Origin of the sequence: Roseburia inulinivorans DSM 16841 (genome assembly GCF_000174195.1) — a bacterium.
GTDB classification, from domain to species: domain Bacteria; phylum Bacillota; class Clostridia; order Lachnospirales; family Lachnospiraceae; genus Roseburia; species Roseburia inulinivorans.
On sequence record NZ_ACFY01000020.1, the window covers coordinates 1 to 24,599 of the forward strand.

Below are 24,599 nucleotides of genomic sequence, written 5' to 3' on the forward strand. Positions count from 1 at the left end.
CTGGGATAAATGCAAATATTTTATTAACGGAATAATCAACTTCAACACTTAAAGTGTCACTTGTTTTAGCCTGTCATTCTTTACAAAATTTATTATCTTTGAATTGCAAAAATACTCCTACCAAATAAGAAATCTTATCTGCAAATGTCGCTCAATGCTTTTACATCATATTTTTTAAAATGGTAGCTGCTATATTTTTTCCTTCTCTCCAATCACTACCTGTTTTTGCAATAGTTGTTTTATATCTATCGTCGCCATAATATGTTAAACGATAATGCTTTCCATCATCAGTTATTTCAAAGCCAATATCTTTAAGTTCCTGCCTCATTATTCCAGATAAAGTCTTATAATCCTTGAACATATTTTTTATGGTTTTCTCTCTTTCATCACGAATCCTTTTATATGCATTTTTCTCAAGAATATCACGAAGTACATCATATCTTCTAGTTTTGGGAGTTGCTGCTTTTAATGCCTCTTCTAGAGCATCTAAAATCATTTCTTTGATTTCTTCAGCATAAAACTCTTCTTCATCTCCTAAGAAAATCACTGGCACTCTATCAACAGTATTAATTTTCGAACGAAGTCCATAATTTTCACTTGTCAAAGCATCATTTACACGAGATAATTGCTCTACCTGCTCCTGAAGTTTTAACATATCTTCTTCAAAACTATCAAGAATTTTATCAGCTTCAGCTTTTGCATCTTTTATTGCTTCCTGCTGCATCTTTTCCTGCGTCTTATCCAAATTTCCTTTCAGTAGCAATAACTCATAAAGTGCTTTTCGTCTCTCTTCTTCTGCCTGCGCTCTTTCTTCTTTTTGGCAAAAAAGTCTATCTCTTAATAATGCATTATTAACTCCCTGCCATGTATATAATGTTTCAATCATTTGCGAATTACTATATTGAATAACAACTTGAACAACTTTTTCCAACAAATGATTATCAATGCCTGTTGTACGCCTATATAAATAGCGTCTACGTCCCATTGCCTGTCTTGGGAAATATATACCTATAGCACCATAGTACTCATTCTTTTCATTACACAATATCTTCAGCTTGTTATTAGTACAATTGCTATCTTGAACAAGAACATGAGCCGCTCCCTTTAATTTACTAGCTAAAAGACCAACATTAACTGGATTATCATCATAATATGTCTTTGAGATATACACAATTGGTAATCTATACGTTGTTTCTCCGTTAATAATATCTGCAAGCATTTGAATATTATCATTATTTATAGATACTGGCTTCTTCAACACTTCTAGCAATCCATCTTTCTTTACATACCCTCGCTCAATTAACAACGTAATAAAATGTGGTGTCGAAAATTTAGGATCAATCGTTAAAGCCTCTTCAAGATAACTACGATCTAATCGAATTGACATTTTCATATCTTGAAAATTCATAACATAATCTGTATCCCAGACTGCTCCATCCTCTTCAATTTTCTCAAATCTAACAGCAATAATATTTTTATTTCGATATTCCTCAATATCTATCCACAATTTTTCATTGCCATACCTGATATTATGTTCACCATTCCACTTGATACCTTTAATAACATTACTCTCATGAGGACTTCCTTGATTCCATTCCAAAACCAATTTTATAAAAGAATCTTTCGTTAAAGACTTTTCAATATCAAGAATTGTTGAAAATAATAACATATTTTTTCTCCTTCTCATTTGTCTATTTTGGTATATGTTTATTCAATATCCCCAATGTTTCCATCATCTGCCTGAAAATCTTATTCACCATATCATTCTGCTTATTTATGATATCAATTTTTTCAGCAAGCTACACTTGTGTTTTTCCCTTTTCAATACATGTCACTTTTAAATCAAAAGCACCATCTTCTCAACGAAAAAACTGTCCAAACTCATTTTCCTAATTTCTATAATCTGTCTAAACTGACTAGTGATCTATGAACATCAATATTTCTTTTTCACTATTATTTCATAACATTCTCTTCCATTAATTCATGCCATATAATTTTTATATATTTTACCACCCCACATAAACCAACACAATGAACTTACGTGAAATCGAAAGTTATTTTTTTGCAGAAAAGCACTCTAAAAGAACGATTCTGATTGCTCATTCTATTAGAGTGCTTCTACTTTATAATTTCTGTTATAGTCTGAGTTCATTTCCAAAGCCGCCGAATTCAAATACTTTGTTTTCTTTCAGACATTTTTCATATTCTCGCTCTTACACTGCTTCCCACGCATACGTTCCGTCACAGAGCCAGCTCCTGGCGAGCTGACCCTGTGATGGATGATTCTGTCTGTGGTTATTTGGCTTTGGCTTGGAGTTCGGCGATGGCGGTGTTGTATTCGGACTCGGTATAATCTTCCAAAATGACTTCCTTCGTTGCATGAAAGCGGATAATCATGTTTTTGATAGCGGTGATGTTGGCTTGCCGTTGACCGATTTCTTTGCCGGCTTCCTCGCCCTGCTTATACGCCTCATCTGAATATTTTCTCATTATTTCACACACTGCGTTTACGCCTCCCTCTTCATGTTTCAGATAGTGCACACGGTTGGTTAATTTTGGAAATTTGGCATTGTCTATCTCTTTCTGCTGAAAACAGCCCATGTATTCCGAGATGCTTGTTTCGTCTTTTACAGTGGTATTGACGAATACACGCTCTAATCCGTCGTCTACTTTTTCCTGTGTTTCCCGGATCACGCTGTCCACGTGATAAATCACCCTGCCACGTTTAAAGATATCGAACTCGGAAATATGCACAACGATCAGATCGATCGTCTCCTCAAATTTATCATCCGTCTGCGAGTCCCGCACCGTGATGACCGATGCATTGAACCGCACTCTTTTTAAATGGTGATCCTTGTTAGATCGTTGCACTTCCACGTTACACTTTTTTCCATTTCCAAGGATACAGAGTGCATCCAGACGGACAGAACGTCCATACAGGTTTCTCTCACTGCTCTGTACGATAACGTCTTTTACGATGAGTTTCTCATCTTCTAAAATGATACGCAGCATCTCTTGACATACGCCAATATCATCTGCCAGTACTTCAAAAAACGTATCATCAATAGGTCTGAAATTTTTAACCTGTTCTATCTTTTCCTCTAATGTCTTTTGTTTTTTCCTGGTCATTTGACCTCCTGCTTTTATGGTATACAAACAGGTTTTCCGAATGATCTATGTTTATTATATAGAACCCCTCAAGATTCTTCAAGACTGTTTGTATGGATTTTTTAGTTACTGTTCTAAATTTGTGTCTGTCATTTTCTCCTGCTGAGTGGTCCACCGATGTGGTGATGGATTTTTTTGTTATGTTAGCTTATTTTGTAACTTTGATTTGATAAAAAAGATAGGTTTATTGTAAGGGGCTGGGTGGGGAAAGTCAAGGAAACTTTTAACTTTTCCTGCTCTTTTGCTTTTTGACTGAATGATTGAAATGGAAGAGCCAGCTCCTCACGGCTGCTGGTTGCATGCAGACGACGCTGCCATTGCAGCTCGAAGCAGTTGTTCCACTTTTTCCTGCTCAATTTTCTTTTCCTGATATTTTCTGATACTTACTCTGTGAAAGATACTGTTCATTCTATTTTCCTCCAATCATATTTCTACACTTATTTAAAAGCTCTCATCGCCACGCTTCATCTCCAGCGCTGTCCCATCCTTCCAGTCACAGCAATTGCGTAAGTACTCCGCCTCCGTATTCAAAAAGTTTTCCGCATTTGGCGGCAGCACAATCGGCTCAATCGTATTGTTTTCGTAATTGCAGACATAAATGGTTTTGACACAATTTAAAAATACCCTGTCAAATCGCATTTTTTTCTTTTCCTGTGTATATCTCATATATTCAAACAGTGCACCTGCATCAATATCATTCTCGTCGGTCGGATGTAGAAAAAGATACAAACCATTGTAGTGCTTATGGATATAATTTGCATTTAGTTTTTCCAGTTTGCGGTCAAAACGATATTTCGCCTTGGAAAGATAATCCTGCTGCACAGTATTATCTGGCAGAATCGCCCAGAACCTTCCGTTGTAAAAATTCAGCCGTTCCCCATATTTTTCAAACGCCAGAGGAGGCAGTTCCTCTTTCCGGCAGCCAAGATATTTTTCGATAAAACTCTCCTCCTGCCCGTCATCCGGCAAAAGTGCCTGACTGACTTCCAACCCGAAATCCATGTTTGGATTAATCCAATCCGGCGATTCACTTTTCACAAAATATGGTTCGTATTCCTTCCACAGATATTTCAATGATACCGCCGCATAAATTTCATTCAAAAGCTTTTCATATGCCACCAGATTTACCTGCCTTTTCTTCCACAATTTTATTGACGAAAATGTTTTTTTCCGATAGGATGATTATATCGTGATTTCATCACTCAATAATTTCGCCGCTCGCCGAGCATATAAATATGTTCTTTTCGCTTGCGCTCATTATACCATAACTTATTCGATTTTTCCTGAAAGGATTCAAAATATGAAAAAAGTAAAACAAATTTTAGCAATCATCGGCGTGATCATTCTGGTTGGGCTTTATATTTCTACTATCGTCTGTGCAGTTTCTGCCAGTGAAAATTTTATGAACATGCTCATGACATCCATTTATGCCTCTGTGATCATCCCTGTTTTGATCTGGGCATACAGTTTTATTTACAAACTGATCAAAAAAGATTCCGAAGAGAAAGATACTACAGAGCATTAAAAAAATCAGCACCTGAACAAATTTCCTGTCAGGTGCTGATTCTGCTTTTATCTTATTTATTCTTCTGTGTTCTCAACTGTCTCCGTGCTTTCTGTATCCTCTGTGACTGTCAGCTCCTCAATCGTTTTTGAAAAAGCATCCGCAAGAGACGTTTCTGTCAGATAAATGCTTCCTCCATCAGCTGAAATAATATAGTATGCATTCAAAGTATCATTTTTATTTCCTACAAAAAGAGAAACAGACCCTTCACTTGTTGTGTAGGATATCAGATCTTCCGGCTGGTCAAATCCAAACTCTTTCAGATCTGTATAATCACTGATCTCTTCTATTGCTGTCAGCGATGACAGTGTTGAAAGCATGCTGTCGATCGCTTCTTCATCCATATCCAGTGATGTGTCTCCGTCATAGGTCCATGTATCCCCATCCTTTGTAAAAGTATACGTCACATGGTCAACCTCATAAGAAAATGCTGTGATCGTGTCAACGTCCACTTTGGAAATATAAATGGTAGAAGCCTCTTCTTCCGCTGTTTTCTCTTCCTCTTTATTTTTGTTATACCATTTCATTCCGAAGGTGGCAGCGATAAGCACTGCCAGCACGATCAGAATTACAATAAACTGAATTTTCTGTTTTTTCATATTCTATCTGTCTCCAATCTTGATTTTCTATCATCTATTGTTTTATTTTTTCTTCTTGATGCCCATATCACAATTCCAAGAATCATCATAATGACCGGAAGCACGATCATCAGACCAAGCCCATACAGAATCCCTGCCGCTGCATCCACCGTGATGGCGCTGAGCGTGTAATCTTTTGTTGGGATCACACTTGTTGCAAGATCAGAATCGCCAACCATCTGGGCAATGATATCTGTAAACATTGCGCTGTTATTTCCGGAAACGATCTGGTCTGCACTGTCTGCAAACATTTCCACAGATCCGGCGACCACTACTTTTGCGACTGTATCTTCATCGATTGTTTTTTCCATGGCAACCGCAACCGCAAATGGTCCTGCAGCATCTCCCTCTTCCAGCTCTGATGTTGTTGCATTTGCTGCATCTGTCTTGGATACTGCTTTATCTGTCGTCTCCAATAATGCTGTATAAGTTGTATCATCTGTATCTTCTCCATAGGTGATTGCCTCGCTGTATGGAGCAAAGATATATGAACCGCTGACGGAACTTGTATATGCACTTGAATTTACGTCAGGAAGCAGGTAATACGGTGTATTGCTGTAATAATAGGATTTATCATTTTCCATGACAATGCCGGAAACACGCTCCATTCCGCAGGCTGACAGGATCGACTCGAAGTTTTCCAGACCCTGTGCCTGGAAATTGCAGGTGATCAGCACTTTTCCACCCTGATTGATATAATCGATCACTTTGTTGGCATCATCCTCCGAAAAATCAGTCGTCGGTCCATTGATAATAAGTGCTGCTGCATCTTCCGGAACCGCATCCTCTTTTAATAATGCAAGGTCAGATAAAGTGATATTTGCTTTTTCAATTGCCTCTGTAAATCCACCGGATAAAGCTGTTTCCCCATGTCCAGATACCTGATAAATCACCGGAAGCTCTGTGGAATCCATGGTCACATACTGAATCGCACTTGTAAGCTGTCCCTCTGCATCATATCCATCAATGCTTCTGGAATAACTGCTGTAATCATAACTATAGGTATACACATCATTGTAATCAATAACTCTGGAACGCTCGCTGCTCACAACGATCATGCTGTTTGAAGTTACAGAACTGTCTGTATACTGCGCAGCAAAAGTCGGGTTTGCAGCCGGATTGATATAGGAAACTTTGATGTGATTCGACAGGGATTCATATCTCTGTAATGTCTCATCCAGCTTTGTATCTTTTGATGCATCAGACACCAGCACATAAATTGTCACATCCTCGTCGAGACTTTTCAGATAATCCTTCGTATCGTCTGTGATGGAATAAATTTTCGTTGAAGTGACATCAATGGATGTCCATGTTGCCGGAAGTTCTGCCACGAACAGGTTCACAAGAACGGTCACTGCCACCATTGCAATGATCATTCCCGTTGAAAATACACCTGTCGATATTTTTTTGGAGCTGATGCTCCAGCGACGTTTCTGAACGGACTGCCCTGTCAGGAATAAAAGTAATGCAATGATCGTTACGTAATAGACAATTCCCGCCACATCCAGTGTTCCATTCATAAAGTTATCGAGCGGCGTGTAAAGATCGTAGCAGCCTAAAATTTTTGTCAGAAGATTTCCGCTCTCTGAGATCAGATTACAAATGCTTCCCATCATATAGCCGGCAAATAATGCAACAAATGTCAAAACTGCGGAAATCACCTGGCTTTCGGTCAATGAGGAAATAAACATACCAACGGCAATGCAGGCGCAGCCATACAGCCAGAATCCAAGCACTGCTGCATAGGATTCACCTAATGGGATCGTTCCGTAAGACATTAACAGCAATGGTGTGATTGCAATGATCACCATATCTATGGTAAATACAGAAGCCATTGCGAGATATTTTCCCAATACTACTTTTCCCACAGATACCGGTGCAGTCAGGATCAACTGGTCTGTTCTGCTGTGGCGTTCCTCCGCAAAACTGCGCATAGTCAGCACAGGTACCGTGATCAGCATGATAAATGCGATCGCCGACAGTGAGTAAGAAATATAAGGATAGCCTGCGCGCAGATTGTAAACATAAAAATATAGTCCATAGAGTACAAGAACTGCAGCAATAAACAACCATCCTGTCACCGTCTGAAAGTAAGCTTTTACTTCTCTTTTTAATATCGCAAACATTATTCCCCGTCCTCCTTACTCTCTTTTCCAAAATGAGACTTTACAAAATGGAGTTTTTTCTCCGGCAGAACTTCCTTCTGTGTCCCCTCTTTTTCCGTAAGTTCGAGGAACACATCCTCAAGAGATTTTGAAACGGGATTCATCTGCAGAATGACAAATCCATGGTTGACACAGGAAGCAAACACCTGTTCCCTGATATCCATTCCCGGTTTTGCGATCAGATTCAGATGTACACACGCTTCGTCCTTCTGCTCTAATGGAATGCATTTTTCAACTTCTGCGATCCCGGTGAATGTCTCCTGCACTGCCGCATTGTCTCCTTTGATCAGAAGTTCGATCTCCTGCGCCCCGGACATCTGTTTCATCAGATTCTCCGTGGAATCGCCTGCCACTAATTTTCCTTTGGAAATAATGAAAATGTGATCACACACTGCAGATATTTCAGACAAAATGTGCGAACTTAAAATAACCGTATGATTTTTGCCAAGTTCTTTGATGAGGTCACGGATCTCTATGATCTGTTTTGGATCAAGTCCGACCGTCGGTTCGTCCAGAATGATGATCTCCGGATACCCTAACACTGCCTGTGCAAATCCGACTCTCTGCCTGTAGCCTTTTGACAGGTTACGGATCAGTCTTGACTGCTGTGCAGTGATTCCGGTCGTCTCCATCGCCTCCTCCACATATTTATTTCTCCGACCCTTTTCGAGTTTCTTTAACTCTGCCACAAAGTTCAGATACTCCCTGACTGTCATATCCACATAAAGAGGCGGGATCTCCGGCAGATATCCCCACACATTTTTTTGCTTCTTCCGGCTGTGCAAAAATATCAAATCCGTTGATCTTCACCTCTCCGCTGGTTGCACCTAAATACCCTGTAATAATGTTCATCGTGGTGGATTTTCCGGCGCCGTTTGGTCCTAAAAATCCATAAATTTTTCCTGGTTCCACAGTCAATGTCAGATCATTCACTGCAATATGGTCGCCATATTTTTTTACCAGATGGCTGATCTCGATCACAATCTTTTCCTCCTTACTTCCGGCTCGCATGAAAATCGCGAAATCCGTCTGTTTTCACGAATTTCGCAACTGTCGGTTTTCGATAGTATTATCTTATCGAAAAAATGTGTTTTCTTTTGGAAAAAAATGTGATAACTTTGTGAAACGACGATTTTTTCTCTTCTTAAATACCTGTTATTTAGACATATATATTGTATTTCTTCAGATCCTCTTTCACCTGCCCGATCGTCTCAAAGCAGATTCCGTGGATTCCGGCTTTTTCGGCTCCCTCGATATTTTCCATCCGGTCATCGATAAATACACATTCTTCCGGTTTCAGTTTGTACTGATTTAACAATGTTTCATATATTTCAAGATCCGGTTTGATCTGCTTCACTGTATAGGAAAAAATCGCTCCGTCTGTCAACGGCAAGAAATCCAGTGCATTGTCTTTTGTTCTCCGGTAAGTCCAATCCCCATAATTAGAAAGAATATACACATGCAAGCCCTCTTTTTTCATATTGGAAATCCATTCTTTCGTATAGGAAAACTGTTTGATCGCCAGCTCCAGATGATTCCAGAACAGGTCGATCTCTTTTTTATATTCCGGTGCCTTCTCATAAAATGCCTGTAGGATCTGTTCATCTGACCAGACGCCACGGTCTGTCTCAGACCAGACCGGAGTATTGACCGTAGCATCCGCAACTGCTTTCACTATCTTATCATCAAATCCAAGTTGTTTCATTGCGTCTTCCGGCTCCCACGCCACAAGAACTTTCCCGACATCTAAAATAATATTTTTTATCATAAATGCTCCTTCTTCCTTGTTTTGTCACAAAAGGCAGGGTGCACTGCACGCCTGCCTCAGTCTTTTTATTTATTGCGGTAAATGATATCTTCTCTGCCTGGTCCGTTGGAAACCATTGTGATCGGGTATCCGATCTGTTCCTCAACAAACTCAATATATTTTCTGCAGTTTTCCGGAAGATCCTCGTATTTCTTAATTCCACGGATATCACATTTCCATCCCGGAAGTTTTTTGAATACCGGTTTTGCCTTCTCTAATTTTGCAGTTACAGGGAAGTCTGTAGTAACTTCTCCGTCGATATCGTATCCAACACATACCGGGATCTCATCTAAGTATCCTAATACATCAAGTACGGTAAGTGCTACATCGGTTGTTCCCTGCAGACGACATCCATATTTACTTGCAACACAGTCATACCATCCCATTCTTCTTGGGCGTCCGGTTGTTGCTCCAAATTCACCACCGTCTCCACCGCGTCTTCTCAGTTCGTCAGCCTCGTCTCCGAAGATCTCACTTACAAATGCACCTGCTCCTACTGCGGAAGAGTATGCTTTACTTACTGTTACGATCTTCTTGATCTCATATGGTGGGATACCTGCTCCGATCGCACCGTATGCTGCCAAGGTGGAAGAAGAGGTTACCATTGGATAAATTCCGTGATCTGGATCTTTTAAGGTACCAAGCTGACCTTCTAATAAGATCTTCTTGCCTTCCTTGATTGCTTTGTCCAAGAATAAAGAAACGTCCCCGACATACGGAGCTACCATGTCTCTGTACTCATGTAAAGTAGCTAATAATTCCTCTTCTTTTAATAATGGTTTGTGATACATATGCTCAAGCATAATGTTCTTTGTCTCGCAGGTACGTTTTACTTTTGCCTGTAATAATTCCTCGTCGAATAACTCACTTACCTGGAAACCGATCTTTGCATATTTGTCTGAATAAAATGGTGCGATACCGGACTTGGTAGAACCGAAAGAATTCTTTCCAAGACGCTCCTCCTCATACTGATCGAAAAGAACGTGGTATGGCATAACGATCTGTGCTCTATCTGAAATCATGATTTTTGGTGCAGGCACATTGCGGTCTGTGATCGATTTGATCTCACTTATTACCTTCGGGATATCCAGTGCAACACCATTTCCGATAATGTTGGTGATGTGGCTGTGGAATACACCTGATGGCAATGTATGTAATGCAAATTTACCATAGTTGTTTACGATGGTGTGACCTGCATTTGCTCCGCCCTGAAAACGGATAACAATGTCCGCTTCATCTGCAAGCATATCTGTGATTTTTCCTTTTCCCTCGTCGCCCCAGTTAGCGCCTACTACTGCTGTAACCATTTGATTTTCCTCCTGCATAAAAAAAGTGATGGTCTGTAAAAACCATCACACTTTCCTGTTTTTACTTTATGATTATACACGAAGCGATGTCATAAGTAAAATTAATATTCATTATATTTGATATAATCATTCATTATATCTCCTTATCTTTCCCACCACGGACCAGATAACACAATATTCCATATGCCATCAGACACCATTGGTTTCAGAAATATGGAAATCAAAAGCATAACCGCAAGAATCAGGACAGGTTCATATCGTACTAAACTTTCTTTCGAATCCACTGATTTTAAAGAGAACGGAAAAGAGAATTTTCTGCTTATTTCATATCCTATCACAGTTCCTGCCGTATTGGTGATCAGATCATCAATATCCGTAAGCCTGAATGTAAATATCTGTAATAGTTCAATCCCCAGCGATACCGCGAGTCCCATGAAAAACATGGTTTTGAAAGACCGGAAATTCTTCCAGACCGCAGGTACAAAAAATCCCATCGGTATAAATAAAATGATATTCAAAATCGTATTTTTCATATATGCAAACGGACTATTTACAATGTCTGCAAACGGTATCAGATTCAGGCCAAAATCCATCTGAAATGTTCCAACCGCAGGGACACCCACAACCGAAAACAGAGCAATCGCATAAAATGCAAATATCAGTTTTACACAAAATGGTTTAAATTCCCATTTCCTGTAGATTGTACACTGCAAAATAGCCAAAGCAGGAATCACAAAAATAGCAGCTGAGACACAATCTATCCCGATGGATAATAAACGCATCATTTACGTTTCCCCCTAAATATCCTGATCTTGCATATAAATTTATCATATTCCTGCCCGCAATCCCATTGATATTCCATTAAGATTGATGAAGATTTGATGAACTTTTTCTGACATTTTCACTACGGAACAAGCAGAAAATCGTATAGTTTTTCCGCTGCTGCCGACATCGGCGCACGCTCGTTTGAGACAATGCAAAACTCGCGTTCCGGTATCGCCTTGTCAAATTTCAATATGAATAATTCCCCATTTTCAATGTATTTTTCTGCGAAATCCGACACGACACTGGCAACACCGAGGTTGCGCACTGCAAACTGGATGAGCATATCACTTGTCGCAAGTTCAAATTCCGGCCGGACAAATGTGCCGCGCTCTGCCAGATAATCCTCCACATATTTTCTTGTGGAAGTGCTTCCCTCTAAGCACATCACCGGAAGATTTTCAAGCTCTTTATAGCTTAATTTTCCACCCTTTAAGTACTCAAACTTTTTTCCCGCCACAAAGACATCCTGAATTTTGCGGACAGGTGTCATTTTAAAATCATATTTATTGTTCACCGGGGTACTGATGATCCCAAAATCAATTTTTCCGTCCTGTAAATGTTTCAACGTCTCCGGTGTCGGGGCATTCGTCACAGTCACTTTGATCTGCGGAAATGCATCATGGAACGTCTCCAGATAAGGAAGCAGATAAAACTGCAATGTCATGTCACTGGCACCCACACAGATTTCTCCGGCATCTAAGTTTAACATCTCCGAGAGTTTTTTCTCCCCGGTGAGGATTGTCTCATATCCTTTTCTCACATATTCTGCAAGCAGTCCGCCTTCTTTTGTTAAGCGCACGCCTTTGGATGTACGCACAAAGAGAGCACAGGAAAGATCACTTTCTAAATGCTTGACTGCCTGGCTGACTGCCGGCTGTGAGATGGAAAGCGCCTCTGCTGCGAGGGAGATACTGTTGTATTTGGATACATAATAAAAAATTTTGTAGTATTCGAGGTTTGTCTGCATTATTTTACTCCGTGATTTTCTTGTAACTTGCAAATAATTGCTTTCTTATTATAACAGTTTCCCACGAAAAAATCTTTTCTTTTGCGAAAACAAAAAATTATATTTTTGCGCAAAAATAAACATTGTCTTTTTGCGGTCCATGCCTTATACTAAGTTGCTGAAACGTAAAGAATATGCGTGTTGAGGCTAAAAAACACGGACAGGTTTTTAACTATTTTATAAATCAAGGAGTACAGATTATGACAAAAGACATGACAATGGGAAGCCCGCTCAGAATGATCTTACTTTTTTCCGTTCCGGTTTTACTGGGAAATATTTTTCAGCAGTTTTATAACATGGTGGATACGATCATTGTCGGGCAGTATCTTGGTGAGGATGCTCTGGCTGCGGTAGGCTCTACCGGATGTCTGATGTTCCTTGTATTAGGATTTGCAAATGGTATTGCGCAGGGATTTGGCGTTATGGTCTCCCACGCCTTCGGTGCAAAAGATTTCAAGCTGTTAAAGCATTATGTCGCACTCTCCCTGATACTGACTGCCATTGTATCGTTACTTCTGACCATCCCTACGGTGGCAGCTTCCAGACAGTTTCTTATTTTAATGAAAACACCGGACAATATCTTAGGACTCGCAGACTCTTATATTAAAGTCATTTTCGCAGGTATCCTGCTCACGATGTCCTACAACGTTGCCGCCGGTATTTTAAGAGGGATCGGCGACAGCAAAACACCGCTGTATTTCCTGATTCTCTCTTCCTTTTTAAATATTGTGCTCGACCTGTTTTTGATCGTCGTCGTAAAACTTGGAACCGCAGGCGCTGCCTATGCGACGATCATTGCGCAGGGTGTCTCAGCACTGCTTTGCTTTATTTATATGTTCCGCAAATTCGACATTTTAAAAACCAGCCGGGAAGATTACTACCTCGACGGATACGGTGTGTTCAATATGCTTTCCATCGGTATTCCGATGGCGCTCAACTATTCCATCACCGCTATCGGAACCATGATCCTGCAGGGCGCAGTCAATATTTTCGGTTCCAGTGTTGTGGCTGCCTTCACTGCCGCCTCCAAAGTGGAAAACCTCTCCACCCAGACCATGCCGACACTCGGCACTGCGATTGCCACCTACTGCGGTCAGAACCTCGGCGCAGGAAAATACAAACGTATCTACGAGGGAATGCGCAAAGGATTTTTCATCTGCATTTTTATCTCGCTTGCTGCCTCTGCCATCTGCGTATTCGGCGGACGTTTTATTGTGAGCTGGTTTGTGAGCAATCCTTCTGAAGAAATTTTCGACTATGCCATGCAGTATCTGAACACCATCAGTTTCTTCATGCTGCCGCTCGCATGGATTTTCCTTTACCGGAACGCCCTGCAGGGCTTAAACCGCGGACTTGTTCCAATGTTGAGCGGTGTTGTGGAAATGGTGTGCCGTATTATCGTAATCGCCGTCACCTTAAATCCGTTCGGTTACTGGGCAGTCCGTCTGGCAAGCCCGATCACATGGCTGTTCACCGGAATCCTTCTGATCGTAACGTATTTTATCTGGGAAAAACAGAGCCGGAAAAAACATTCCGGTTCATCGGACTAAAATTTTAGTTTTCCACCCCACTTCTGAACAGTCTCCACAAGCTGTATCAGATACCGGAACACTGGCTCCGTGATGACTGCGAACACGATCATGAGCATTGCACATTTTCCTGTGACCGCCGTGATCGCAAACAGTTCACTGAAAAACAGCATACAGAATAACCAGCCGATGACCATCGCTGCGATCAGGATCGCATGCGGTGTTGTCATCGGTTTTGCTATATGATAAAGGATCATGAAGCCGACAACTGCGATCAGGATCGTGCACGACGTGGAAACGCACTCTTTTTCCACTCCGAACTCCCTGCAGAAAATCACCAGACCGCTCACCACGATAAAATCTGTAATCCCAGCCGGAAGCGCCTGGATCAGGACATTGGTAAGAAAATGCCCATGAATCTGATTCCGGTTCTGCTCCAGCGCCAGAAAAAATGACGGAATCCCGATCGTAAAAACACTGATGAGCGACACCTGCGATGGCTCCAGCGGATAATCGATCAGAAACAGCATGGAAAATACGGCTAAGAGCATGGAGAAAATGTTCTTGACCAGATAAAGGCTGGCAGTGCGCCCGATGTTGTTCACCACCCGCCGCCCTTCCATGACAACCGCCGGCATTTTATTGAAATCGTTATCGAGCAGCACAAGCTGTGCCACATGCGAAGCCGCCTCACTGCCTGACGCCATCGCAATGCTGCAGTCAGCATCTTTCAACGCAAGAATATCGTTCACGCCGTCTCCGGTCATTGCCACGGTCTTTCCCTGCTCTTTTAATGCCTGCACCAGAAGACGTTTCTGCTCCGGTGTCACCCTGCCGAACACCGTGTATTTTTTTGCTGCCTTCCGCACTGCCTCCGCTGTTTTCAACGTTGCTGCGTCCACCTGTTTTTCCGCATGGCGGATTCCCGCTTTCTTTGCAATCTCCGATACCGTGACCGGATTGTCCCCGGAGATCACTTTCACTTCCACTCCCCGCTTGGAAAAGTAACGGAATGTATCCATTGCCCCCTCACGAATTGCATTGTTGAGCAGGATAAATGCAATGGGAGTTGCATTTTCTGTCAGTTCTTTTCCATCCAGATTCCCCTCATACTCTGCAAATACAAGCACACGATATCCCTTTTCCAGAAATACTTCGATTGTTCCCTGAACAGCCGCATAATCCTGCCGCAGCACAAATTCCGGTGCGCCGACCACATAAGCTTTTCCTGCCAGAACCACTCCGCTGTATTTTGTGGCAGACGAAAACGGGACGATTTTTTCTGCACTGTTTTCCATCGGCTCCGTAAAATACTGCTGCAATGCCTCCATCGTTGCATTGTCGCACGGCAGGGCACGCACACAGTCAGAGAGCAGCTTTGCAATTTTATTTTTGTCTTCCGATTGCTGGTCTGCTTCCTGTTCTTTCGCTGCAAGGTTCTGGTCTTTTGCAAGGATAAACTGTGCCACTTCCATTTCCGGCACGGTAATGGTTCCGGTCTTATCCACACACAGTACATTTACCCGCGCCAGTGTCTCGATACATTTCATGTCATGGATCAGTACCTTTTGTTTTCCAAGCCTCATCACCGACACCACCATCGCCACACTTGCAAGAAGGTACAGACCTTCCGGGATCATTCCGAGAATGGCCGCCACCATGCCCGTCACACTATCTTTCATCGCCGCCCCGGAAAAAAAATATTGCTGTAAAAACAGGATCGCCCCGATCGGCAAGATGATCACGCCCACGGTCTGCACAAGGCGGTTCAACGCCCGGATCATCTCCGACTGCTCGCCCTCTTTTGCCTGCGTCGCCTGTAACATCAGTCCTGAAATATAAGAATCTTTTCCCACTTTTTCCAGTTTTGCCATGCACTCTCCTGATATCACAAAACTTCCCGAAAAAAGGGAATCTCCATCTTTTTTTACAATCTCATCGGCCTCCCCTGTGATCAAAGCCTCGTTGACTGTGATATTGCCGGATAACACCAGTGCGTCCGCCGGAATCTGTCCACCTGCTGAAAGCGTTATCACATCATCCTGCACCAGTTCATCCGCCAAAACCTCCTGATTACTTCCGTTGCGCCGGACCGTGATTTTCGGTGTATTTAATATCGTAAGATCATCCAGAATCTTTTTGGAACGCAGCTCCTGGATGATCCCGATCAACATATTTGCAATAATAATAGGTAAAAAAGTAAGATCCCGAAAAGACCCCACTACGATCAGAAGGATCGTAATGATCAAAAAATAAGATTATAATAAGTTACAACATTTGAGCGGATGATCTGTGCCACTGTCTTTGTGGAAGAATCTACGCTTTCATTCGACAACCCTGCTTTTTCCGAAATTCCACTTCAGCAGTGGACAGTCCACTCATATTCTGGCACATTCTGCATCTCTCCATCTCACTTTATGATGCTTTAGTATGCCCTGTTTTTTGTTAAACTATTTGAACAATCGCTAACTGTTCTTTATTTTGCTTTTAATGCCCAGACAGCTTTGATCTGGCTCCTGATTTTTCCATAGTTCCATTTCTGGCCACTGCGGTATAAAGAAAACGGATCGTTAATGGAAAATCCTTCATCATCATAGTCATAGAGCAGGATAAAATGTCCCCCTGTAGTGAAATCTCCCTGCCGCACAGAGCAGATCACGATATCTCCCTGATCTAAGTGCTGTTTGATCTCAGTCTGGCTGATATTGATCTGCTCGGAGCGGACACCGTAAGCTGCCGCCCCCTCTGTCATAAGCGACCACATCGTTCCTGTGCCGGACATATAAAACCCTTCCTGCATGGCAAATTTTGCGATTGCAGCCGGAGTTGCCTCCTCATTTCCAGTCAGCGCAACTACTGCCATCGCCAGTGTTGTCGGACCGCATCCGCTGATCGCAACATTGCTGTCATCCCCATATGCAAGGCAGCCCCAGCGTTTATCCCACTGTAAAAAGAGCGGATATTCTTCCTGTAACTCTTTCTCTGTCAGTTCTGCTTTATCATAATCCCTTGTGTTCCCTTTATAATCAGCTACAAATGCGATCATTTCCGGATTATTTGCCAGATTGATCAGTAATTTTTCCGGATATTTCTCTGCATTTTCCACGATCTGTGCGTAGCGTTCATCTGACGCTTCCATCTGTTCTAACTGTCTGATTGCCTGATTTAAGGAATAATCTACCGGTTTTGATAACACAACCTGTGGAATCTCCGCAAACGGATCATTCGTTTCTTCGCTGTCTGCCGGTTCTTCGATCTCTGATGATTCTGCATTATCTGTCAGTTTTTCGTTCTCTATTCCCACGTCATTTGTAATTTGATTTTCTTTTTTCTCTTCACCGGAGTTATCCTGCGCTGATGCCAGCACTTCTTCTGTTTTTCCAAGTTTGATCTCAGGAAAATATCTTCCACAGACACATCCCAGTAAAAAAGATGTCAAAAGCATTACACTCAAAACGATTTTTCTTTTCCGTACAAGCTTTTTCTGTCTCATTCTTCTTTCGTCTAATTCTGTCTGATTATGTATCTGGCGCTGATTCTGCTCCTTCATCTATCGGTAACCTCTCTCGTATTTCTTTCTTGCGTAGCGTGTTCTATTATATACATAAACCCTGTAATTTTGCTACCCTCTTCATAAAATATTAATAAAACTTTGGGTTTTCTTTGGAATAGCCACAGAAAAACAGGTGCCAAATGTATGATCCATTCAGCACCTGCCCTGTCCTGTCTGTTTTTATTTGTTGCTGAGATATTCGTGAATACCCTTAGCTGCTGCTTTACCGGCACCCATCGCAAGGATAACAGTTGCTGCACCTGTCACAGCGTCACCACCGGCATAAACACCTTCTTTGGAAGTTGCACCGGTCTCTTCTTCCGCAATAATGCATTTTCTGCGGTTGATATCAAGACCTTTTGTAGTGGATGAGATCAGAGGGTTTGGAGAAGTACCAAGTGACATGATCACAGTATCTGCCTCGATCTCATATTCAGAGCCCGGAATCTCAACCGGACTTCTTCTTCCGGAAGCATCCGGTTCGCCAAGTTCCATTTTGATCACTTTTGCACCCTTTACACAACCGTTTTCATCCACTAATAATTCGGTTGGATTCTGGAGAAGATCAAAGATGATACCCTCCTCTTTTGCGTGGTGTACTTCCTCTTTACGTGCCGGAAGTTCTTCCTCACCACGACGATATACGATATGTACCTCTGCGCCAAGTCTTCTTGCTGTTCTTGCAGCGTCCATTGCCACGTTACCACCGCCGACTACAATAACTTTCTTACCAGCTTTGATCGGTGTATCGTAATTGTCTAAGAACGCTTTCATAAGGTTATTTCTTGTTAAGAACTCATTGGCTGAGAATACACCCATTGCCTGCTCACCAGGAATACCCATAAATCTTGGAAGTCCTGCACCGGAACCAATGAAAACTGCCTCAAAGCCCTCGTTGTCCATCAACTCATCAATTGTAACGGATTTACCGATGACAACGTTGGTCTCAATCTTAACCCCTAATGCTTTCACGTTTTCCACTTCAGCGGCAACAACCTTCTGCTTTGGAAGACGGAATTCAGGGATACCATAAACTAACACACCACCTGCCTGATGTAATGCTTCGAAAATCGTCACATCATAACCAAGCTTTGCAAGATCTCCTGCACAGGTAAGACCTGCCGGGCCTGAGCCGATCACTGCTACTTTATGTCCATTTAACTTTTCTGCCTTTTTCGGTTTAATGCCATGTTCTCTTGCCCAGTCCGCAACAAAACGCTCTAATTTACCGATCGCTACAGGCTCTCCTTTGATTCCACGGATACATTTTCCCTCACACTGTGTCTCCTGTGGACATACACGGCCACAGACTGCCGGAAGTGCGGAAGACTCACTGATCACATGATAAGCAGCCTCAAAATTACCTTCTTTTACTTCTGCGATAAATCCCGGAATATTGATAGATACCGGACATCCTTTCATACACTGTGCATTTTTACAGTTTAAGCAGCGGGCAGCTTCTGCCATTGCTTCTTCTTCATTATATCCCAAACATACTTCTTCAAAGTTCGCTGCACGAACGGCTGGCTCCTGCTCACGAACCGGAACTCTAGTTAATACGTCCATTTTTTCCTCCTGATTCTATGTAACTGACCAGACAGCATTCTCTCTGATCTGACAAATTTCTGATTTTTAACTGTTACAATTGCCACATCCGCCGTGATGTGTTGCACCTTCCTGTAATTTCAACATTGCTCTTCCCTCTTCGGTCTTGTACTGAGCCTGTCTTCTCATCGCCTGATCAAAATCAACCAGATGTCCGTCGAACTCCGGTCCGTCTACACATGCAAATTTCACTTCATCGCCGACAACCAGACGACATGCACCACACATTCCGGTTCCGTCTACCATGATCGGATTCATGGAAACAACCGTTGGAATTCCTAATTCTTTTGTCAGTTTGCAGACAAATTTCATCATGATCATTGGTCCGATTGCCACACAGTGGTCATAACGGTTACCATTATCCCAGAGTTCCTGCAGCTGTGCAGTACCGGTTCCCTTGAAACCGTACGAGCCATCATCCGTTGTCACATAAAGGTTTGTGGCAACTTTTTTCATCTCATCCTCTAAGATCAGTAAATCTTTGTTACGGGAACCCATGATAACATCACAGTCAACGCCGTGCTCATGCAGCCATTTTACCTGAGGATAAACCGGAGCTGTACCAACACCACCTGCAACAAATAAAATTTTCTTTTTCTTTAATTCTTCGATATCTTCATGGATCAGATCCGATGGGCATCCCAGAGGTCCAACGAAATCTTCAAAAGCATCCCCTTCCTGTAAGCTTACCATACGCTCTGTGGAAGCTCCTACGGTCTGGAATACGATCGTGATCGTTCCCTCTTCCCTGTCGTAATCACAAATGGTAAGTGGAATACGTTCACCTTCCTCATCAATTTTTACAATCACAAACTGTCCCGGTTCGCAATACTGCGCAACACGAGGAGCCTTGACATCCATAAGATAGATCTTGTCTGCCAGTTTTTCTCTTCTAACGATTGGATACATGTTTTTCCTCCTTGTATATACTCACTGCCTTTTTCATCTCTGTAATCGTTTTTCTTAATCACGAGTCTCCTATGAAAATATACATTTTTTTAGCATTACTTTATATAATAAAGGAAAAGCCGTTAGATTTCAACGGCTTTTCCTCGGTTTTACAGTATTTTACTATAATGATTATTTATGGAACCCATTCTTTTTTGTTTCCATCTATACAATATTATTATGCCTCCACTTTGGAAAACAGAATTCTGTCATTATCCAATGCCTTTCCGGCACGGACTGCAAACTGCTCTAACAGATCATCCACTGACATCTTTTCCCGTTCTTCCCCGGAAACATCCAGCACAATATTTCCCGAATCCATCATGAGGGTACGGTTTCCAAGTTCAAGCGCCTGATGCATGTTGTGCGTGACCATAAGGCAGGTGATGTTCTGCTCTGACACTACTTTTTTGTGAGGTTCAGTACTTTCTCTGCGGTGGCAGGGTCTAAGGCTGCGGTATGCTCATCCAGCAGCAAAATCTTAGGAGTCACCATCGTTGCCATCAAAAGTGTGAGTGCCTGACGCTGTCCACCGGACAAAAGTCCGACCGGCTGCTTCATACGGTCTTCTAACCCCATGTCAAGCAGTGCGAGCTGCTCTCTGAATTTTTTCTTGTCCGCTGCCTTGATCCGGCTGAAATAGGCATTCTTTGAAGTAGTCGTGCGCAGGTAGGCAAGCGCCATATTCTCCTCGATCGTCATATGTGGTGCGGTTCCCTTCAATGGATCCTGAAACAAATGACCAATCACTTTACTGCGGACATGCTCTTTCTGATAGGTAATGTCCTCACCATCCAGCATGATCAGTCCTTTGTCTGCAAAAAAGGCTCCTGTTATCGCATTAAACAGCGTTGATTTTCCGGCTCCGTTGCTTCCTACGATCGTTGCAAAATCCCCCTGCTTTAAGGTGAGATTCAGATTTTTTAATGCACATTTTTCATTGACAGTTCCCGGATTAAAAGTTTTGCTGACATCGCGCATCACAAGCATTGCGTTCTTCTCTGCCATTATCTTTCTCCTCCTTCGCTGTCATTTTTCATAATCTCCTGAACGTATATCTGGTTCTGAGCCTTTGCGGCACGTTTCTGCCGGTAAAAATTCATCTGCTTTTTCAGATATGGGAATGCGATCGCCACGGCTACAATGATTGCAGAAACAAGTTTTAAACACTCTGCCGGTACATTTAATCTCAGGGCAACTGCCACGATAAAACGATACAGGCAGCTTCCTAAAATAACGCCGGTCACACGCTGTAACATACCGCCTTTTCCAATGATAGATTCCCCAATGATCAGGCTGGCGAGTGCGATTGTTACCATTCCGGTTCCAAGATTGATATCACAGGATTTCTGATACTGCGCAAGCAGTCCGCCGGAGAGACCGGTCAGGGCATTGGCAACACAAAGTCCGATCGTGATCATGGCACTTGTATTAATGCTGGAAGCTCTTACCATATCCGGATTATCTCCGGTTGCGCGGATGGAAAGTCCAAGCCTTGTATTTAAAAAGAAAGAGATCAGCACTCCTACAATGATAACGATCAGTGCAGCCACGATCAGTTTATACCACGTTCCACCGATCGCTGTTTTTGCCCAGGTAAAAACGGATTCACAGTTGAATAAGTTCATGTTGGAAGCGAATCCCATTACTGCAATATTAATTGTATACAATCCGGTATTTACGATGATTCCCGCCAAAATGGACTGAATCCCCATTTTTGTCTGTAAGAAAGCGGTCACAAAACCGGAGCAGACACCAGCTGCCATCGCTGCAAATAATCCTAATATCGGATGACCTGCAAGTGTCACCGATGCACAGACGGCACATCCCAATGTAAAACATCCATCGGTCGAAAGATCCGCAATGTTTAAAATACTGAAGGATATAAATAATGCCAGTGCGACCAGTGCATAGATAAAACCAAGTTCTAATGCACTCTGTACAATTGATAATGTAATAATGGAACCCATACCTTAATTAAACTCCTCTGCTGTTACTGTCTCGATCAATTCGGAACACATATCTTTAAAGATAGAATAATCGATTCCGACTTTTTCTGCAATCTCTGTATTTACGGTTACGATACCGCTGTCTAATGTTTCTACCGGTGTTGTGGCCGGATCTGCTCCGTTTGCAAGAATGTCTGCAACCATGTCTGCTGTCTTTGTTCCGAGTGTCTCATAGTTGACGCCGTATCCTAAGAATGCTCCGTTTAAAGCAAAGGAATCTGCACTTGTGTAGTGAGGGATACCTGCGTCTGCAAATTTTTCAAAAATCGCAAGTTCTGCTGTCATAACAGTGTTGTCCTGTGGTGTAAAAATAGCGTCTACTTTTTCTGCCACCAGGGAATCTGCTGCTGCCTGGATCTCACCGGTTGTTGTACCTGTTTTTTCTACATAGGAAATCCCATGTTCATCGCAGTAATCTTTTGCCGCCTGAATAGCACTTGTGGAAGAATCCTGGCTCTTATCATACAGAAATCCGATTTTTGCAGCATCCGGATCCGCTGCCAAAATGAAATCCATGATCTGTGCCACATCAATTGCATCGGATGTTCCTGTAATATTGGCACCCGGAGCATCTGCACTTGCTACAAGTCCTGCTCCGACCGGATCTGATACTGCGGAAAATACAACCGGGATCTGATTATCTTCCGTTGCGTTCTGCATGATCATTGCTGCCGGCGTTGCGATCGGAATGATCACATCGACGCCCTCTGCCACAAGATCTGCTGCGATCTGATTTAAGGTAGAGGAATCTGCCTGACCATTATAGGTGTAATCTGCATAATCAAATGTCACACCAAGTTCTGCTCCTTTTGCATCCAGCTCTGCTTCAATTGCTTTCTCAATCTGGTTTAAGGATGCATCATCTACATACTGTACGATTCCAACTTTGTACACGGTTTTGTCTGCAGTATTCTGTGCAGTGTCCTTTGCGGTATCGGCTGCGTCTGCACTGCTCTCTGTTGTGTTCGTGCTGTTTCCTGCATTGGATGTGTCTGTGCTGTTTCCACATCCACCGATCATTGTTGCTGCCATTGCCATTGTCAATACTGCTGCCATCATTTTTCTCTTCATCATTTTTTCCTCCAAATTTTAAGAATGTTTTTGAAAGAAATCCGTTTTGAAAGTTATAAGAATCATGTATTGCGGTTTTGTTTGCAAGTAAACAAAAACCGTCTCAAGCTGTTGCTTGAGACGGTAATAAAATCTTATTATCGCGGTACCACTCATCTTGACCATCCGGTCCACTCTCTCATGTACTATCATACACGCCTGATTGATAACGGGTTCGGTTCCCGGTGACTCCTACTGCTGATACATGGCTCTGTATGCTTCATGTATGTTGTTCAGGTCACCCTCGAAAGTCCATTCAGTAAAATGATCCATACTGCAATCCCACCACCTGCAGCTCTCTGTAATATCAACAGATTACTTACTACTCTTTCTCAACGGTTTTTCTTTATGGTGTTACTTTAATACATTAACGTATCTTTGTCAACACCTTTTTTTATTTTTATGAGAAGTATACGAGTTCATCTTCCGGCTTCTCGGCTGGAGTTATGGAAATTGGATACAATACAGGACCTTTTCCCTTGTACTCTTTTGCGAATTCTACGTGTACTTCTGCTGTGATATTGATCCAGGATTTGTGCGGAATTTCATCCTCCCTGTCGTATTTCGTTTTGAAGCCGATGAAGGTAACATCCTCCACACAGCAGGTCATTGCAAAACGTCCCGGAACCATAATTCCTTTTTTCAGTTTGTCCGGATTGTATACAAGTGCTAAGAAAGAAACTTTCTTACCCTCATACTTTTTCGGATTGTCCTGACAATCCATATACCAGATTGCATAATCTGCATCGGAAATTTCAATCTCATCCGCAGTAATGTCAAACGGTAACTCCTCCGGTCTCTCGTCAAGTGTTCCGTCCGCACGCTCATAGACAAGCTGTGCTTTCCGGTTTAATGCCTTGACATTTCTGCGGTATTTTCCTTTGTCTGTACTGTCATCACAGCGATTGAAGATCACGACATCTGCGGAAAAAAGCTGTTCCATGATCATTGTACGCATATTTGCAAGATACATATCGAAAGTCGTTGCATCTACCGTGGCAAGCTGCTGTACGATCATCCAGTACTTTGGAAGTTCCATATCCATGAGTGTTCCCATCTGCCAGGTTCCGTTGTACTCTAAGAATACCTGCTCCGGCTGGTACTCGGTATTTACTTTTTTCAAAAAGTCCTCTGTAAAATCTGCCTCACTGTCTACCATGACAAGTTTTACATTATTTTTTTCAAGTTCTTCATCCGTAAACTCTGCATCGCCGTCTTCACAGCAGATGACAAGGCTTTTTCCCTCTTTTGCAAAGCCCTGCTCAAATAAGGTATCTTTGATGAGGGAGGTCTTTCCACTGTCCATAAAACCGGTAAATAAATATACTGGTATTTCGTTCATATATATTCTCCCTTATTAAATTC

Annotated in this window: 19 protein-coding genes, 2 pseudogenes and 1 other annotated feature; of the genes and pseudogenes, 2 read left to right on the plus strand and 19 right to left on the minus strand. The window is 42.3% G+C overall.

Translation table 11 applies throughout. The features are described 5' to 3' along the window. Positions 1-160: 160 nt before the first annotated feature. The 4 genes from ROSEINA2194_RS01560 to ROSEINA2194_RS01570 form a co-directional block, all read right to left on the minus strand. Positions 161-1,669 (minus strand): hypothetical protein, encoded by a 1,509-nt coding sequence (locus ROSEINA2194_RS01560; RefSeq protein WP_044926885.1) that lies wholly within the window; start codon positions 1,667-1,669, stop codon positions 161-163. Positions 1,670-2,295: 626 nt separating this feature from the next. Continuing rightward, the gene (locus tag ROSEINA2194_RS01565) at positions 2,296-3,129 is read right to left on the minus strand and encodes a PD-(D/E)XK nuclease family transposase (RefSeq protein ID WP_007882561.1); all 834 of its coding nucleotides are present in this window, start codon (positions 3,127-3,129) and stop codon (positions 2,296-2,298) included. Between the two features lie 321 nt (positions 3,130-3,450). Then, a complete protein-coding gene (locus tag ROSEINA2194_RS20030) occupies positions 3,451-3,576 on the minus strand; it encodes a nitroreductase family protein (protein ID WP_007882565.1) in 126 nt (41 codons plus the stop codon). 33 nt (positions 3,577-3,609) lie between these two features. Further along, entirely contained in the window at positions 3,610-4,287 is a 678-nt protein-coding gene (locus ROSEINA2194_RS01570) for a hypothetical protein (RefSeq protein WP_172727032.1), read from the minus strand. Positions 4,288-4,468: 181 nt separating this feature from the next. Here ROSEINA2194_RS01570 and ROSEINA2194_RS01575 point away from each other — a divergent pair, with 181 nt between their 5' ends. Then, on the plus strand, positions 4,469-4,693 hold the full coding sequence (locus ROSEINA2194_RS01575) for a hypothetical protein (protein WP_007882574.1): 225 nt from the start codon (positions 4,469-4,471) through the stop codon (positions 4,691-4,693). Positions 4,694-4,749: 56 nt separating this feature from the next. On the opposite strand, the gene ROSEINA2194_RS01580 is transcribed toward ROSEINA2194_RS01575, so the two are convergent. The 7 genes and pseudogenes from ROSEINA2194_RS01580 to ROSEINA2194_RS01610 form a co-directional block, all read right to left on the minus strand. Next, complete coding sequence (locus tag ROSEINA2194_RS01580; RefSeq protein WP_007882575.1) at positions 4,750-5,331, minus strand: DUF4340 domain-containing protein; 582 nt, start codon at positions 5,329-5,331, stop codon at positions 4,750-4,752. Beyond that, positions 5,328-7,496: an ABC transporter permease gene (locus ROSEINA2194_RS01585; RefSeq protein ID WP_007882579.1), complete on the minus strand. Its 2,169-nt coding sequence runs from the start codon at positions 7,494-7,496 to the stop codon at positions 5,328-5,330. Before ROSEINA2194_RS01585 ends, ROSEINA2194_RS01580 begins: the two co-directional genes overlap by 4 nt. Further along, a pseudogene (locus tag ROSEINA2194_RS01590) lies at positions 7,496-8,516 on the minus strand (ABC transporter ATP-binding protein). Before ROSEINA2194_RS01590 ends, ROSEINA2194_RS01585 begins: the two are co-directional and overlap by 1 nt. A 178-nt stretch (positions 8,517-8,694) precedes the next feature. Further along, a complete protein-coding gene (locus ROSEINA2194_RS01595) occupies positions 8,695-9,303 on the minus strand; it encodes an HAD family hydrolase (protein ID WP_007882593.1) in 609 nt (202 codons plus the stop codon). Positions 9,304-9,368: 65 nt separating this feature from the next. Next, on the minus strand, positions 9,369-10,649 hold the full coding sequence (locus ROSEINA2194_RS01600) for an adenylosuccinate synthase (protein ID WP_044926888.1): 1,281 nt from the start codon (positions 10,647-10,649) through the stop codon (positions 9,369-9,371). Between the two features lie 143 nt (positions 10,650-10,792). Further along, positions 10,793-11,434, minus strand: a complete 642-nt coding sequence (locus ROSEINA2194_RS01605; protein ID WP_007882603.1) for a VanZ family protein — start codon at positions 11,432-11,434, stop codon at positions 10,793-10,795. Between the two features lie 119 nt (positions 11,435-11,553). Further along, the gene (locus tag ROSEINA2194_RS01610; protein WP_007882611.1) at positions 11,554-12,441 is read right to left on the minus strand and encodes a LysR family transcriptional regulator; all 888 of its coding nucleotides are present in this window, start codon (positions 12,439-12,441) and stop codon (positions 11,554-11,556) included. A gap of 239 nt (positions 12,442-12,680) precedes the next feature. Here ROSEINA2194_RS01610 and ROSEINA2194_RS01615 point away from each other — a divergent pair, with 239 nt between their 5' ends. Further along, the gene (locus tag ROSEINA2194_RS01615; protein WP_021923737.1) at positions 12,681-14,030 is read left to right on the plus strand and encodes an MATE family efflux transporter; all 1,350 of its coding nucleotides are present in this window, start codon (positions 12,681-12,683) and stop codon (positions 14,028-14,030) included. Here ROSEINA2194_RS01615 and ROSEINA2194_RS01620 read toward each other — a convergent pair. From ROSEINA2194_RS01620 to ROSEINA2194_RS01655, 8 genes and pseudogenes are all read right to left on the minus strand, one after another. Then, the gene (locus ROSEINA2194_RS01620) at positions 14,027-16,258 is read right to left on the minus strand and encodes an HAD-IC family P-type ATPase (RefSeq protein ID WP_007882613.1); all 2,232 of its coding nucleotides are present in this window, start codon (positions 16,256-16,258) and stop codon (positions 14,027-14,029) included. The genes ROSEINA2194_RS01615 and ROSEINA2194_RS01620 overlap by 4 nt on opposite strands. 227 nt (positions 16,259-16,485) lie before the next feature. Next, positions 16,486-17,559: a C39 family peptidase gene (locus ROSEINA2194_RS19515; RefSeq protein WP_007882614.1), complete on the minus strand. Its 1,074-nt coding sequence runs from the start codon at positions 17,557-17,559 to the stop codon at positions 16,486-16,488. A 183-nt stretch (positions 17,560-17,742) separates the two neighbouring features. Then, complete coding sequence (gene gltA / locus ROSEINA2194_RS01630; RefSeq protein ID WP_007882615.1) at positions 17,743-19,128, minus strand: NADPH-dependent glutamate synthase; 1,386 nt, start codon at positions 19,126-19,128, stop codon at positions 17,743-17,745. 66 nt (positions 19,129-19,194) lie between these two features. Continuing rightward, positions 19,195-20,076, minus strand: a complete 882-nt coding sequence (locus ROSEINA2194_RS01635) for a sulfide/dihydroorotate dehydrogenase-like FAD/NAD-binding protein (RefSeq protein WP_007882616.1) — start codon at positions 20,074-20,076, stop codon at positions 19,195-19,197. Positions 20,077-20,293: 217 nt separating this feature from the next. Beyond that, positions 20,294-21,105: pseudogene (locus ROSEINA2194_RS01640) on the minus strand (ABC transporter ATP-binding protein). Between the two features lie 17 nt (positions 21,106-21,122). Further along, a complete protein-coding gene (locus ROSEINA2194_RS01645) occupies positions 21,123-22,085 on the minus strand; it encodes an ABC transporter permease (protein ID WP_007882619.1) in 963 nt (320 codons plus the stop codon). Positions 22,086-22,088: 3 nt separating this feature from the next. Then, complete coding sequence (locus tag ROSEINA2194_RS01650; protein WP_007882623.1) at positions 22,089-23,198, minus strand: ABC transporter substrate-binding protein; 1,110 nt, start codon at positions 23,196-23,198, stop codon at positions 22,089-22,091. Positions 23,199-23,308: 110 nt separating this feature from the next. After that, positions 23,309-23,579 (minus strand) — a binding site (T-box leader). Positions 23,580-23,634: 55 nt separating this feature from the next. Then, complete coding sequence (locus tag ROSEINA2194_RS01655) at positions 23,635-24,576, minus strand: TIGR03943 family putative permease subunit (RefSeq protein ID WP_007882627.1); 942 nt, start codon at positions 24,574-24,576, stop codon at positions 23,635-23,637. Between the last annotated feature and the right edge of the window lie 23 nt (positions 24,577-24,599).